The following is a 14,939-nucleotide window of genomic DNA, read 5'->3' as shown; positions in this document are numbered from 1 at the left end:
ATAAACTGATACCCCGCACCTAAGGCACTGGACGGCATCAATGAACCTACACACAGGTCAGATGTTGCTCTATGTAAGAATTAATGGATCTAGAATTGGATTTCGTCCTGCTTGAAGGTTATGTACGCTCTCATGTTTGAGCCGTTGACTGTTGACGCTAACCTCAACCTTAAGCGTCGAACTAGCCATCGGATGACGAAACACGATACGGAACTCACCTGAAGCATCACAAATTGCGGTTATAATCGGCAGCAGCAAGCTTCCTCTGGGGACGGAGGATTGAAGCGGATTGGATAACTTAACTTTACGTCGATCCGCACCGAAGCCTCCAATTTCACATTCTTCTATTACTTGCCCATCTCTGCTGCGAATCTCATAACGATCGCCTTCGGATACCTTTCCGAGTATCGGAGCCGTTTCAATTTCGGTTGAACCGGGTAATGCATCAGCAGTAAGTCTGGCCTTCGCGCCGCGCTCGTCACAGAGAGCGGCCCGCACCGCAATGCCTTCAAGGGACTTCCCTGCTGCACTATGCAATCGCCCTGTCAATACAGTGGCATCAGGAGGCAGCGGATATGAACGTCCGGGAAGCAGAGAGACCGTAACGATCGGATCAAGCGGATTAAGCTCTGCCAGATTAATCGTGAGCACCTGCTTGCTATAGATCGTCGAGTTAATCGTGATGATTGCCGGATCCCGCACCAAATCGGTAAATACCCAAAGCCCTTCTCCCATCTTCACAATCGGTTTGGTCAAATGAGCGCCTTCCACTTGAAGCGAAACAGAAGAAGGAACAGGCTTCAAACCTGTATAAGCATCCCGCAGCAGAAGCACTACAGAGCAGCGCGTCTTGTGTATTCCCAAAGAAACGCCCTCCTTACCCTTTCTCTTCGAGCTTGATATGACGCTCCACGACACGTGTAGTCGATTTCAATCTGGTGGAGTCCACGTTCACCGGTCCTACCCGAATCGGCAGTGACATCTTATAAGGCATATCGCCGAAGTTCCAAAGCCCTGTCAGAATATCTACGGGAAGCGATTCCACGACAACCCTTAATTCCTCATTGCTTTCTGCCAGCGACCCTTGCAAGTAGCCCCCGCGAACGATTGCATTATCATGCAGCACCTGCATGGCACGTCCGATTATGACATGTTCGTCAAGCGTCCTAGACTGCAAATCTGCGCTGGAATAAGGAGTCAAGATATAGTGCAAATCTACTGCCATAGGAGGAAATTGCAGCATACCGCTTCCCCGAGCTTGCATTTCGTTGCGCCTAGCCTCGCTGTTCTCCGTAATTCGATAGAGATAGAGCGATAGAACAAGATCGCCTTTATCTGCAGGCGATGCCATTCCGATCAGTTCGGATTGTGCTACAGGTTCCGGTGTCATATTCTCTCGCAGCAGCTTAAGCAGTGACGCACCGGCATCTGCGATCGCGGAATAAGTCCCGATAACTATCCCTCCGTAGCCGCCAAATCAGGCAATATGTAATTCGTCAATATTCAACAAAGTTCATCAAAATATACCAAACTATTTTCCTATTATATCGCTTAAAATGTCGGATGACCACGGAAATTTGCTAGATTGCTGCCAATTATTAAAAAAAGCTGTCCCACTCACTGTTTACAAGTATTTTCCCTGTTTTTTTCAGTTCTTGTCGTGCGGAAGCGACCAGTTCTCGCATGCCGACGGGGCGACCTGCAGCCGCCGCCATGAAGGCTGCCGTAAGCACAATATTCTTGATATTTCCGCCTGCGACCTCGATTCTGGCAGCCAGGGCAGCGAAATCAACATCGCTCGCAAGCGGCGTCGCTGCTGGGAACATCGTACGCCACAGCTTCTCACGATGCTCGGCGTCCGGAAACGGAAACTTAACGACTATGTTGATTCTTCTAAGGAAAGCATCATCTATATTTTGCTGGAAATTAGTTGCCAGTATGGAGACACCCTCGTATTCTTCCATCTTCTGAAGCAGGTAGGCGGTTTCCACGTTGGCATATTTGTCATGTGCGTCTTTTACCTCAGATCGTTTGCCAAACAGGGCGTCAGACTCATCGAAGAATAGGATGGCATTCGTTCGCTGGGCCTCCTTGAAAATTTCATGCAGGTTCTTCTCGGTCTCCCCGATATATTTGCTAATCACTTGAGAGAGATCGATTTTGTATGCCTCAAGTCGCAGTTCATTGGCTGCAACCTCAGCTGCCATTGTCTTACCTGTTCCGGGCGGTCCGGCGAACATCATACTGAGTCCTTTGCCATAGGACAGCTTCCGGTCAAATCCCCATGTTCCATATACATCGCGCCGGTACTTCATCATATTGCAAGCCTGTCGCAACAAATCGAGATGCTCATGCGGGAGGATCAGATCCTCGAACGTATAACGCGGATTCAGCTTCTTCGCTTTCTTCTCTAGTTCATGGTTCAACTGCACAGCTGCCCCCCGCTCGAAATGCACCTCTTCCGTATAATCCGCACCTTCATGCTCGGCAAGCCGCTTCGCCTCATGAATAGCACGATTAATTTGCCCGGGAGTGAGTCTGAATTTATCCGCCATCGCTTCCGCTGATTCGGATGCTGCAGCGCTTTCCTCTCCCCAGATCCGCCACAGCATTCGCTGCTCTTCAATCGTTGGCGGCGTCAGCTCCACCTGGTAGATAACGGACTGTTTCGGCACAGGCAATTCGCTGTAATGAGCACGTTCCCGCGAAAGCCACAGCAACAGTCCGCCGCTTCGGCGGATCCATTGCTCGATAACAGTACGATACATCGCCAGCTTGCCATCCGGAGCCATGAAGTGATCGCCTCCGGCAATGCCGACAATGGCATCTGTCAGCTTCGCCTCACGAAACAATTGATGCAGAACCATGGACGGCTTGAGGCGCTCGGCTTCCAGGCTATCCCCTTGCAGCAGCAGCAACGGACGATTCAATGCGGCAGCCAAATGCTTGGCATGCAATTGCTTCCCTGATCCGCCGGCACCATACAAATGCAGTACGGCCGGTTTGCCTGCCTCAAGATGCAGCTCCGCAAAGCGGCGCATCTCACCTTGCTTGGATGCGCCGATAAGAAGCGGTTGAAGCTCTGCGACTTCACCACCACCATCTATTTCGCGGTCAACATCACCTTCAAAACGATTGACCCACCCCTCAAGCCGGCCATCACACGACTCGGCCTCAAGCAAGAATGAAACGATACGTCCATCCAGCCGCAGCGGCCGCGCAAGCGTTGATATTCCATCGCCCTCATCGGCCATGAGCAGCCAGCGCTGCAGCGGCTGATCCGCTTGGAAGGATGACCTTGCGGAATAACGCTCCGATTCACTGTCGCATAACAGCCGAAGTGCCAAATCAACTGTCGGCAGCTTATTTGTCACATCATCCTGCAAATACCCGTACAGCTTCTCGTATTTGCGGCTATACTCCGGCGCAAGGGCCATAACGACAACTGCTTGCTCGAATCGATTGAGGTTAAAGCGCCTCACAAGCAGCGCTAAAGCAGGCTGCCAGCCATCAGCCGTTTCTTCGGCTAAGCGGAGCCGTTCAGCTATAACCTCGCTAAGCACAGTAATTTCGTCTTGCATTCCTGCAAGTGACGACGGCAGCTCCCCAATAATCCCCGCTTCACCATTGCCATTAGTCCGGAGCAAACGCTGCACTTCATCATCCGTAATGAGCAGCCCTCGCATCGGATCCAGCGGGTTCTCATCGCCCTCCAGTTCTATCTTGCATTGCAGCTTGAATGCTATCATGAGGTCGAGCTTACGAAGCTCGTCGCTCCAATGCTCCAAGCCGCTCGTATAAGGTTGTAGCTTCATCGCTCTTTATCGACTCCATTCGTGCAGTTTCGTCAACATTCTGCTTCTATCTTACACTGAAAGAGAGCTCTCTACGAGAGCTCTCTTTCAGTCGTTTATTCCATTCTGCCGGGCATCAGCTAAGCTTAAATCCGTTTAGAACGGCATGCAGATCGTCAGCCAGCTTCGTCAGCTCCAAGGAAGCAGATGAAATCTCCTCCATCGTAGCCAACTGCTCCTCAGTTGCTGCCGAATTGTTCTGACAGGAGGCTGCTACTTCATTGCTGGCTGCAGCAACGGTCTCCGCCATGCAAACAATACTGCGGCTAGATTCCGCTAGTTCGCTTGTTGTCTCAGACGTATTCTGAACACGCGTAGATACAGCTTCAATGCTGATTTCGATCGATTGGAATAACCGGTCAACTTGTGTTGTTTTGATAAGCCCGCTGCTTGCTTTCTTCGATACATTGTTCATGCTCACAACAGCCTGATTCACGCGGCTTAATATCTCTTGGATCAGTTCAGTAATCTGCTGTGCCGACACTTTCGACTGCTCTGCCAGCTTGCGGATCTCCAGTGCGACAACGGCAAATCCTCTGCCATGCTCCCCGGCACGAGACGCTTCTATCGATGCGTTAAGCGCGAGCAGGTTCGTCCGGTTAGCCACTTCAGAGATCATGCTCGTTATCCCGCCAATCTCTTGGGACTGCTTCTCTAGCGATAAAATAACTCCTGAAGCATCCTGTACGTGCTCATGGATATCTTTCATTTCATGAAGCACTTCTTTAATAGAATGGGTCCCCTGCGTCGAAGATTCGGAAGCGGCGGATGCAAGCTTGGCTACTTCCTCATTGGCTTCCGATACGCTGCCGATACCCTCGGACATGCGAGAAATGGCATGGATAGCAGATGCCAGCTGCTCCTGCTCCCGCTCTGCACGAATGGCAATAAACTGCGTCGCCTCTACGATATTCTCCGTCGCTCGCGTGGTCTGTTCCGCGCTCTCACTAAGCTGCTCGGAGGAGAATGACACTTGTTTGGCCGTCCCCATTGCTCTGGTAAGAATCGATCTTAAATTTGCAATCATGAGATTGAATGATGATGCCAGTTCGGCCAGCTCTCCTTGCGTGCGAATTTCAAGATCGCGGCTTAAATCGCCGCGTCCATCGGCAATTTCACGGAGCTGGTTATTAATTACTTTAAGCGGTCTTGTAATGGAGCGAGTGAGCAGCAATCCCAGAATAATAGCGGCAAGCAGCGCTGCTACAAATAGACTCAACATCCATAGATTTTGAGTTTTCTCCTCTTGATCGCGGTCAATGACATCAGCAGCCATCTCAGAATCGATGCTGGCTAGCAGCGCATCATTAATCGTCTCAATGTCTTTGCGCTCTGACCGTTCATCGCCCAAATGCAGCTCCAGCGCTTCCTTGCTCTTACCCGCATTCATAAACGTCAACGATTGCGTACTGGATTGATAGAATTTCTCAAACATCACTTTTATTTGTTCAATGGCTTCTTTATTCTCTTCATCTAAAGTCGGGTTAGCGAGAATCTTCGCAAGCAAAGCTTCAACTGCTTTGTACTTATCCGCGATTTGACTTTCAAACTGCTTATCTTTAGACAATAGGAAGGCACGCTCATCGTTAGACATTCCGGTAATCGTATTCTGCAATGATTTGAGCTGATATCGAATATCCCCATCCTGCAGCATCTCTGTATACGCCGACTTGGTGTGAGTCATATGCGTATAAGTAAGTAAACCAAGCGTGACCATCAGAACAATAACAATTGCAAAAGACCCAAGCAGCTTCGTACGAATATTCATACCAAATTACCCCCTATTGTTGACTGACTGTTTAGCATTGTACTTCCTCAGGAATGGAATCTAAAGTCTGGCGTAATATGCGTTGAACCTCCAGCAATTGATTTTTGCAGTTTGCTGTGTCTTCGATCAACACCTCCTCGAAGTGCGCCGCAGCTTGTGCAAGCTCATCCGCCATTAAATTGCGCGCAACTCCGATTAACGTATGTACATCCCGCTTCACTTTCGTAATATTTCCTTCTTCCAAATCTACTAAGGCATGTCCTGTAAAATGTTCATACTCCTTCTTAAACAGCTTCAGCACATGATTCATGATGGCTGTGTTGCCATCCAATCGCTCTCGTAGTTTATCCAGCGGAATTCCCGCAGGAGCACTCTTCATCGGCAGCCATTTCTGAATGACGGTCAGCAGCTGGTTAATATCAAGCGGTTTAAGTATCACTTCGTTCATACCTGACGCCATGTACATCTCATGATCTTCTTTGAGCACATTAGCCGTTAGAGCCACGATTGGAATCGTTTTGAATGCATCATTGCAGCGAATCTGCGTCGTTGTCTCCACGCCATCCATTTCCGGCATGAAAATATCCATCAGAACCAGATCCACCTTAGTCGTCTCCAGCAGCTCAAGCGCCTCATGTCCGGAACTTGCCACGGTGACTTGAAATCCATGCATCAGCAGTGTTTCACGCGCTACCTGCTGATTAATGAAATTGTCTTCAACGAGCAGCAAATGGATCGACTTGCTCTTTACGATGAATGAATCACTAAGTTCTGATCGATGCTTGAGCGATGGATACAGCAGCGAATTTAAAGTGCGGAACAGCTCCTTGCGGCTAATCGGCTTAATGAGCATGTCATCGGGATAATCGTCCTTCATCATCGAAAGCAGCTCTTCTCTCGCATAAGCTGTCGATAATGTAATGATATGTATGCCTCGTTTTCTAGTAATGCGTATTAGCTCTTCCCAAGAATAATGACCGTACATATCGTCAATTTCCATATCCAGAACGATGCAGGATACCGGTCCAAGCACCTCATTCTTCTCTTCCAGCTGCTTGAACATACTGCTCCAATTGTTCGCTGCAGAGACCAGGCACGAGAAAGACTCCAGCATCTGGCTCAAGCTCTCTTGCGCAACTTCATGGTCCTCGACTACAAGCACATGAAGCGGTCCGCCGATCAGGGTTAGATCCCAGCTGTCCGGGTTACAATTTTGCACGATCGGAAACTCCAGCGAGAACGAAAACTTGCTCCCGATTCCCCACATACTCTCAACTTGCAGCTCACCGCCCATCAAGCTGACAAGCTGATAGGCAATCGACAAGCCGAGTCCGGTTCCGCCGTGCTGATTCAAATAATTGCCCTGCCAGAACGGTTCGAACAGCCTGCTAATCTGCTCCTCCGAGAGGCCGATTCCGGTATCCTCAACAAGGAAACGCAGTGACAACGCACTGTCTGTCTGCTTCTCAAGCTCCACTCGAATGCGAACATACCCAAGCTCCGTAAACTTAATCGCATTGCTGCACAAGTTCAGCAGGGTCTGCTTCATGCGAAGCGGATCACCAAGCACAAGGTCAGGAAGCTCAGCTGGGGTATCCAGTATTATTTCAATTTGCTTCTTGTCCATTAACACACTGAGCGTATTTGTAATTTCACAAAGCATGTCGTCCATATTGAACGAGATTTGCTCCAGCATCATCTTGTTCGCTTCGAGCTTGGAAAGATCCAATATATCGTTAATCAATCCGAGCAGCAAATGCGAGGAAGAAATGATTTTGTCCGTGTAATCCTTCTGTACGAACGACAACTCCGTATTGAGCAGCAATCGTGAAAGTCCAATGATTCCATTAAGTGGTGTTCGGATTTCATGGCTCACTTTGGCCATAATTTGGCTTTTTGCTTTATTAGCTTGATCGGCTTCTTGTCTTCGCTTTAATGCGGATAGGTCATGCAGTGTCGCCGTAAGGCCGACAACCGTTAGATCAGATCCAATAATCGGTGAGAGCGTGACATAATAATCGATCGTTTGTCCTGTTTTCACTCTGATCGTCGCCTCAAACACTTCTACCTGCAAGTTGGAGAGCGCGCTTGCAAACTTCGCGTCCCACCCTGCCCAATCCTCGATGTTGAGCACCTCATGCACATTGCTGAGCTGCGGCATTTCCTGGCATTCGAATACGCTCAAGCCTTTTGCATTAATGGAAATAATCTCGCCTTGCGGGGTCAAGCTTACGATGCAATCCTGCGAGCACTCTACAATGACCTTGTAACGCTCCTCACTCTCCTTGATGCGATCTTGCGCGGCTTTCAGCTCAGTAATATCAGTGACCGAGCCAATCACACTTGTAACAACGCCATTGGTATAGACGGGACACAGACGTGTCATGAAAATCCCGCCTTCTATGCTCAATTCATAACTTTGCATCCTTCCCTTCCAGGCATCGATATAACGTTCCTCTAGGAAACGGTTTGTTTCCTGAGAGAGCGCTGTTACTTCTTCTATCGATTTACCAAGAAAATCGGATGGCTTCATTGCCATATGCGGCATCAGCTGTCCCCCCATGACGGAGAATACGAAGCTGTTTTTACCGCGTATTAATTTAAAAGAGAATCCGGGCTGGTTGGTCAGCATTTCGGATAAATCGGTTTTGACCCCTTGAAGCTCCGCCCGATAGGCATCTGAGCTCAGTAGATATTGCAAGAAAGCGGCAACAAGCGCACCACCTAACAAGACATAACAAGACCAGAGAATTAATTCAGATTCAAACGTGATTGCATCAAATAACAAATTATAAGTGAGGATTAAAAGAAGGGGGGATATAATCATCAGACACCATCGTGCCCAATAATTTGCGACAAATCGGTTCAGAACGGCGCAGATGAAGAGAATTAAGAAACCGATACTCGTAAAGTGGTAAAAGTAGATAGCATTATGCATGGCTCGGTACACCATTATCGAGATAAAAGTAATAATCGCTCCGAACGGTCCACCAAGCTCAGCAGCTATGAAGATAGCAATTGTCCTCAGATCGACTGATATCCCATGTCCGATGTCATAGCCGAACTGACCTAAGAGAATAGCAGCCAAGCCGTTAGATATACCCATGACGATTATGAGCCGCAAGCGGGAGCCCGACTTTAGTTTGACATATAAGCGCGTAATGAGGAATACGCACAGTCCCAATAAGGTAAAATTAAACAATAAATCCTGATACATGTAATTCCCTCCTCTTATTCGACGCGAAAGGAGATAGACTGACACGATTCGACATTATATAATGATAGTTACAACGATACTTAACCTGTCCGAAAATTACAAGACTATGTTTAAGTGCAAGGGGATGTTATTGTTTGACGAATTTGTTGATTGTTGAAGACGATATCATTTTCGGCGATATGCTCTCTCTTTATTTAAGGGAAGAAGGCTATAACGTGACGCGGGTGTCGACTGCCGCAAGTGGAATTGCCTCCCTTCAGTCTGAGCCGCCGGATCTCATTGTGCTGGATCTGATTCTGCCAGACACCCAGGATGCTAACCCCTGTATTTTGTTTAGACAATTTACGACTATTCCCATCATCGTCATTTCGAGCGAAACGAAAATTTCTATGAAGATCCATTCGTTGACCGAAGGGGCCGATGATTTCATATGCAAGCCCTTCAGTTTGCAGGAATTGAAAGCCCGCATCGAAACCGTGCTGCGCCGGACCGCCCCTAAGCCGGTAGAGTCAGACAATGAGCGTCTGCCGAACGATGCCTCCAAACGCATTAACCTGGATATGGACAGCAGACATATTCTCATACACGGTGATATGATCGAAACCACTTTCTCCGAATTTGAAATTATTCGTCTGATGTTCCACTCTCCCGGGAAAGTCTTCAGCAGAGAGGCCCTCGTGAATAGCCTTCGCGGATACGATTCTTTCATCAATGAACGGTCTATTGATTTCCATGTGACGAATCTGCGTAAGAAGATCGAAGAGAACCCGAAGCAGCCCGTCATTATTAAGACTGTATGGGGCGTCGGCTATAAACTGATCATGTAACCGGATGAATTCGCTATTGTTCTCCTTAAAACAAAGAATCCAGTAACTTGCTGTTACTGGATTCTCGTGTTCGATCTATACATCTTCCGCAGCTATACAAGCTGTTCTGTAGCCAGCAGCTCCGATACAGCTCCGGATTCCATCGGATGACCAAACAAATAGCCTTGCATGGTCATGCAGCCGTATTGGAGCAACAGCCTGCATTCCTCTTCCGTTTCGACCCCTTCAGCTATAACCTGTAGATTTAAGTTCTCCGCCATTGTAATAATGGTATTCACGATAGAGGCATTTACGTTGTGCAAGTTCATCCCTTTAACGAAGGATTGGTCAATCTTCAGCTTGTTGATCGGCAATTCACTAAGATAGCTAAGGGAGCTGTATCCTGTTCCGAAATCGTCGATCGCAATCGAAACACCCAGCTTCTTCAGATTTCGCAAGAGCGTCAAGGCATGATACTTATTCATAGTCATGCTCTCTGTAATCTCGATTACCAAATACTCCGCTTCCAAACCGGTCTCATTCAATATATTCTCAATTCGTTCGATGATTTTGCCATCGTTAAATTGCCGCGTCGATAAGTTGACCGCAATCGGAATTTTAGGCAAACCGTCATCCTGCCAACGTTTATTCTGCCGGCAAGCTTCCAGCAGCACCCATTCCCCAATTGAATGAATCAGTCCGGTTTCTTCCGCAATCGGGATGAATTCAGCCGGTGACACCCGGCCGAGCTCCGGGCTTTGCCAGCGAATCAAACATTCCAGGCCTGTAATAACGCGATCTCTGCCATTGAGGATAGGTTGATAATGCAGCAAGAACTCCTTGCGTTCAATGGCTTTGCGAAGCCGGTTCTCAATATCCATTTTGCGATGGATTTGTTCATGGAAACGCGGCTCATAGAATTGAAGACGGTTGCCGCCATCGGCCTTTGCAATATTCATTGCCATATGGGCATAACGAATGAGCATCTCTTTGTCTCTATGATCTCCGGGATATTGGCTGATTCCAATACTTGCCGTCATATGAATCTCTTGACCGTCAAGCATAACAGGCGTATGAATCGTATCCAATAAATTCTGAGCCTTCTGATAGGTTATTTCCGCGGAGGCATCACCAATAATGCAAATAAATTCGTCGGTTCCCGCCCGAATGATCATCGTATTCTCATCTGTTATCCGCTTCAAACGTCTTGAGAACAGCTGAAGCAGCGAATTACTCTTCTGATGGCCAATCGAATCATTGATCAGCTTAAAGTGATCGAAATTGAAATACATCACGGCAAAACGGTCATACAGCGTATTGACACGATCCATTTCTTCATAAAGCTGATTCCGGTTAGGCAATCCTGTAAGCTGGTCATGATTAAGCAGGAAATGAACCTTCTCTTCCATTCGCTTCTGGTCCGTCACTTCGAAACAAACGCCGATAAGCTCCTTCACGACCCCATTAACACGCAAGGGCCGCAACACGAGCAGGAAACAGGCTTTCTTCCATTCCATTTCAAAGCTGATGCATTGCTCCCCATCCCAAGCCCGCTGAAACTGCTCATTCAGTTTCAAGGCATTCTCAGGCTGGAACACGCGATCAATCGGCTGCCCGACAAAGCATTGACTGGATTTTCCAAAACGGTACAGCAGTTCGCCCTTGAAGTCCATGAACGTAAATTGTCCATCAACCTTAGTCACTGAAGCATAAATTCCATTCATCAGTCTCATCGTACGGTTCAACTCTTCATGAATCGTATTCTCGCCGACAAGACAGCCCGTCATAAACTCCAGCAGCAGCTTGAATTCGCGATTCGTCAATTCATCCTGTTCAAGTTTCTTCCAGAACGGTTTCGCCTCAATCGCCGCATGGCAGCGAAGCAGAAACTCTTCCTCTACCTGCTCATTGTGAGGGAATTGAAACAGCGTATCTTTATGAAAAAAATCTGCGGCACCTTTCGAAAGTGCCGCAAGCGCAGGCGAGGACCCTTCATCCGTATAGCTGCTAAGCATGATGACAGGGATCGGATAATGGATCATCAATTGACTCAAGGTTGTAAGCCCATCCAGTACAGGCATTTCGATATCCATCGTCACTAGGTCAGGCTGGAGCTCAACCAGCTGGTCGAGCGCCTCCTGTCCGTTTGCGGCTGTGCCCATGACCCATAATTTCGGGTCTTTCTCAATTAACATCGTGATCATTCGCCGCATTACGGCAGAATCATCAACGACCAATACACCGTATTTCTCCGGTCGTTCCATCAGACCCAAAAATTTACGCATGGATTAGATCCCAGCCCCTCGACCTCAGCATTCTATCGAGTTTCAAGATGATAACAAGTTGGTCATCGGTTTTACAAATGCCGCCAATATATTGTTCCGATATCATCGCGAAATCCTTTGGTGCTGATTCTATCTGGTTATGACGCACATGCAGAACTTCCTTCACGCGATCAACCAATATACCGATATCGCGTCCATCCTCGTTCAAGATAATGATGCGAGAATGCTGATCAGGCTCAGTTGGATACATACCCAGGCAAGTTTTGATGTCTATTACCGGTAACAGCTCACCGCGCAAATTCATCAAGCCGAGCACCTCGGAAGGAGCATTAGCCATTCTAAGGATCGAAGGTACCTTGATGATCTCTTTCGCCCGGTTAATATCCAGCGCATAGTGCTCTTTCTCCAGATCAAAGGTGACTAGTTTTACCTTGCGGCCGGAAGCCTGCTGTTCACTGCTATCACTCTTCCTTATCGTAGCGCCGGAATCCCGAATGACGGCATTGATGTCGAGAATTAATGCGATTCGTCCATCTCCGAGAATCGTCGCACCCGAAACATAAGCGACTTGTCCTAAATACGAACCCAATGATTTCATGACGATTTCTTGATTGGCAATCAGCTTATCCACATAGAGGCAAACCCGCTTCTCAGCCAGACCAATCATGACTGCATACCCTTTGGCATTGCTATCATTCTCAGAGGTGCCTAAGCGACGATGCATACGAACGAGCGGCAAGATTTCACCGCGAACGACGCAGACTTCTTCACCGTTCACGATCTGCACATCACTTGGTGTTAATCGGAAGGTTTCCACAACGTTCGTTAACGGAATTGCCAATGTATGTTTGCCCATCTGTACAAGCAAGGAACGAGAGATTGCTAAGGTAAGCGGCAGCTTGATCGTAAATACAGTGCCTTCACCCGGTGTTGTCTCTATATTGATAATACCGTTCAGTTTCTCAATATGGGTACGAACGATATCCATGCCGACGCCGCGCCCTGACAGCTCTGTCACTTGTTCCGCAGTGGACATGCCTGAGTGGAAAATCAGACTGATAATTTCTTTATCCGACAGCCGAGCTGCTTCATCTTCGGAAATAAACCCTTTCTGAATCGCTTTCTGCTTGATTCGATTCAAGTCAATCCCGCGACCGTCGTCCGCGAGCGTGATTACGATGGCATTCTCTTGATGACCAGCACGAAGCAAGAGATTCCCTTTGCGGTTCTTGCCGAGCTTCTCTCGTATTTCCGGCGTTTCCAAGCCATGGTCGATCGCATTGCGAATGATATGAATGAGCGGATCGCCGATTTCTTCAATTAATGTACGATCCAGCTCGGTTTCTTTTCCTTCTAGGACAAACGATACTTCTTTCCCGGATTGATCCGCTACGTCACGCACCAAACGAGGGAAACGATTAAACAATTGCTCGATCGGCATCATTCTTGTCTTCATCGTGCCTTCTTGCAGCTCAGCGATCACTCGGCCCAGATGATCCGTAATTTCGCCTAATAACAAAGTCTCCGGCTCTTGTTTAAACCGTTCCTCGAACCGTCTGCGCACTTCCCTGATTCGTGTGTTGTCGATAATCAGCTCGCCAACCAGATTGAGCAGATGTTCCAACCGGTTGACATCTACGCGTACGGTATGTTGAATCTGCACCTTGGTATCAGACTGTACGCCTCCGGCTGCCGACTGATCACCTGTGGAGGATACGCCAGATGCTGCAGTTTGCTCTATACTAAGAATCGGCTGATTCACGATCTTCGTCGGAATTGCAGCCTGTGCACCTTCTACCATCAACGACTTCACGCTGAATTCGGAGATTTGAGATGCCTCTTCAACTTTACGAATAATATCCGATTCAGAGGACAGCGTTGCAAGCAAGAAATAAATCGGTTCCGAGCGCAGCAGATCCTCTTGCTCCCACATGCCGATTGGCGGGGTAGTTCCAAGCACTTCGCCCAGTTCCCCGAGATTTCGCAGGATAACCATCGCTTTCACGGTTGGCATGTCCACATGCTCAGCCAATGTGATATTGACCTCGTATGATGGTATACCTTCATTTTGTTTCTCGTTACGAAGTGCGATTTCAGTTTCGCTCCACCCTTGGAAAAGCTGCGACTTCACTTCATTCCCCGTGTTAATACTGCCGAGAGCTCCCTGAACCGTTTCAGGCTGGTCGTTCATAATGCCGTCAAGCAGCTCGACCAGTGTTTCGATCGGTTCATCATTGAAGTCTCCTTTGCGCAGCGTTTCTTTCTTTGCCTTCAAGTAATCGATGCATTGGAATAATACGTTGATTAACCTCTTGCTGACCAGAAGGCGATTCTGGCGCAGCAATTCGAACACACTTTCAACCTTATGCGTCACTTCTTTCATGGAGTGGAAGCCCATTGCGGCGGATGAACCTTTCAAGGTATGCGCTGCACGGAAGATCGTTTGAATCGTCTCAGGTGAATTGCCGCCATTCTCAAGCTCCAGAATCGACTCATCCAACACCTGCAGCTGTTCTTCCAATTCATCCAGGAATACGCCTAAATAAGTCAGTGCAAAAGATTCATTCATCCTAGTCCACCTCCTGTATTTAGGATGGCCGGCAAGTGGAGGATGCTGACCAATTGATCGTTGATTTTGCCAATCCCGGATAAATAGCCGGCGTTGGCACCGCCGATACCGTCAGGCGTTGGCAATATTTCCGAGAAGAAAGCGACTTGTTCGACACGATCAACATAAAGTCCAACCGGTTCCCCATCCGGTGTTTGCACGATTACGATTCTCGAAGCAGCTGAAGGAGCACTCTCCATCATACGGAATTTGGATCGTAGCCCGATGACCGGCACTATCGTCCCTCGCAGGTTAATGACCCCTCTGACATGCGCCCTCGCAGCCGGAATCTCAGTAACTGGCATATCCTTAATGATTTCTTGAATAGCTGTGATCGGAAGTGCAAACTTCTCTTCATTCAACCCTACTACGATATAATTCGACACCGTCTGGACCTCCTA

Annotated in this window: 9 protein-coding genes; 1 reads left to right on the top strand and 8 read right to left on the bottom strand. The window is 48.1% G+C overall.

The window, feature by feature from the left end; genetic code table 11:
* Positions 1 to 69 precede the first annotated feature (69 nt).
* The 5 genes from AC0YN4_RS14110 to AC0YN4_RS14090 form a co-directional block, all read right to left on the bottom strand.
* Entirely contained in the window at positions 70 to 864 is a 795-nt protein-coding gene (locus AC0YN4_RS14110) for a hypothetical protein (RefSeq protein ID WP_475836036.1), read from the bottom strand.
* A 13-nt stretch (positions 865 to 877) separates the two neighbouring features.
* Positions 878 to 1,414, bottom strand: coding sequence for a Pvc16 family protein (locus AC0YN4_RS14105; RefSeq protein WP_475780996.1), 537 nt, complete (start codon positions 1,412 to 1,414; stop codon positions 878 to 880).
* A gap of 184 nt (positions 1,415 to 1,598) precedes the next feature.
* On the bottom strand, positions 1,599 to 3,815 hold the full coding sequence (locus tag AC0YN4_RS14100; RefSeq protein WP_475836035.1) for an AAA family ATPase: 2,217 nt from the start codon (positions 3,813 to 3,815) through the stop codon (positions 1,599 to 1,601).
* Positions 3,816 to 3,930: 115 nt separating this feature from the next.
* Positions 3,931 to 5,622: a methyl-accepting chemotaxis protein gene (locus tag AC0YN4_RS14095; protein ID WP_475836034.1), complete on the bottom strand. Its 1,692-nt coding sequence runs from the start codon at positions 5,620 to 5,622 to the stop codon at positions 3,931 to 3,933.
* A gap of 31 nt (positions 5,623 to 5,653) precedes the next feature.
* Entirely contained in the window at positions 5,654 to 8,839 is a 3,186-nt protein-coding gene (locus AC0YN4_RS14090) for a response regulator (RefSeq protein WP_475780327.1), read from the bottom strand.
* Positions 8,840 to 8,973: 134 nt separating this feature from the next.
* Between AC0YN4_RS14090 and AC0YN4_RS14085 the strand changes: the two genes are divergently transcribed.
* Positions 8,974 to 9,666: a response regulator transcription factor gene (locus AC0YN4_RS14085; protein ID WP_475836033.1), complete on the top strand. Its 693-nt coding sequence runs from the start codon at positions 8,974 to 8,976 to the stop codon at positions 9,664 to 9,666.
* 92 nt (positions 9,667 to 9,758) lie between these two features.
* Here AC0YN4_RS14085 and AC0YN4_RS14080 read toward each other — a convergent pair whose 3' ends face one another.
* The 3 genes from AC0YN4_RS14080 to AC0YN4_RS14070 are packed head-to-tail and all read right to left on the bottom strand — an operon-like array spanning position 9,759 to position 14,924.
* A complete protein-coding gene (locus tag AC0YN4_RS14080; RefSeq protein ID WP_475780325.1) occupies positions 9,759 to 11,930 on the bottom strand; it encodes an EAL domain-containing protein in 2,172 nt (723 codons plus the stop codon).
* On the bottom strand, positions 11,923 to 14,499 hold the full coding sequence (locus AC0YN4_RS14075) for a chemotaxis protein CheW (RefSeq protein WP_475780324.1): 2,577 nt from the start codon (positions 14,497 to 14,499) through the stop codon (positions 11,923 to 11,925). The genes AC0YN4_RS14080 and AC0YN4_RS14075 overlap by 8 nt, the downstream gene beginning before the upstream one ends.
* Positions 14,496 to 14,924, bottom strand: coding sequence for a chemotaxis protein CheW (locus tag AC0YN4_RS14070; RefSeq protein ID WP_091215065.1), 429 nt, complete (start codon positions 14,922 to 14,924; stop codon positions 14,496 to 14,498). Before AC0YN4_RS14070 ends, AC0YN4_RS14075 begins: the two co-directional genes overlap by 4 nt.
* Between the last annotated feature and the right edge of the window lie 15 nt (positions 14,925 to 14,939).

This window comes from Paenibacillus sp. J22R3 (genome assembly GCF_056269305.1).
This window is presented reverse-complemented; position numbering and strand designations above follow the sequence as displayed.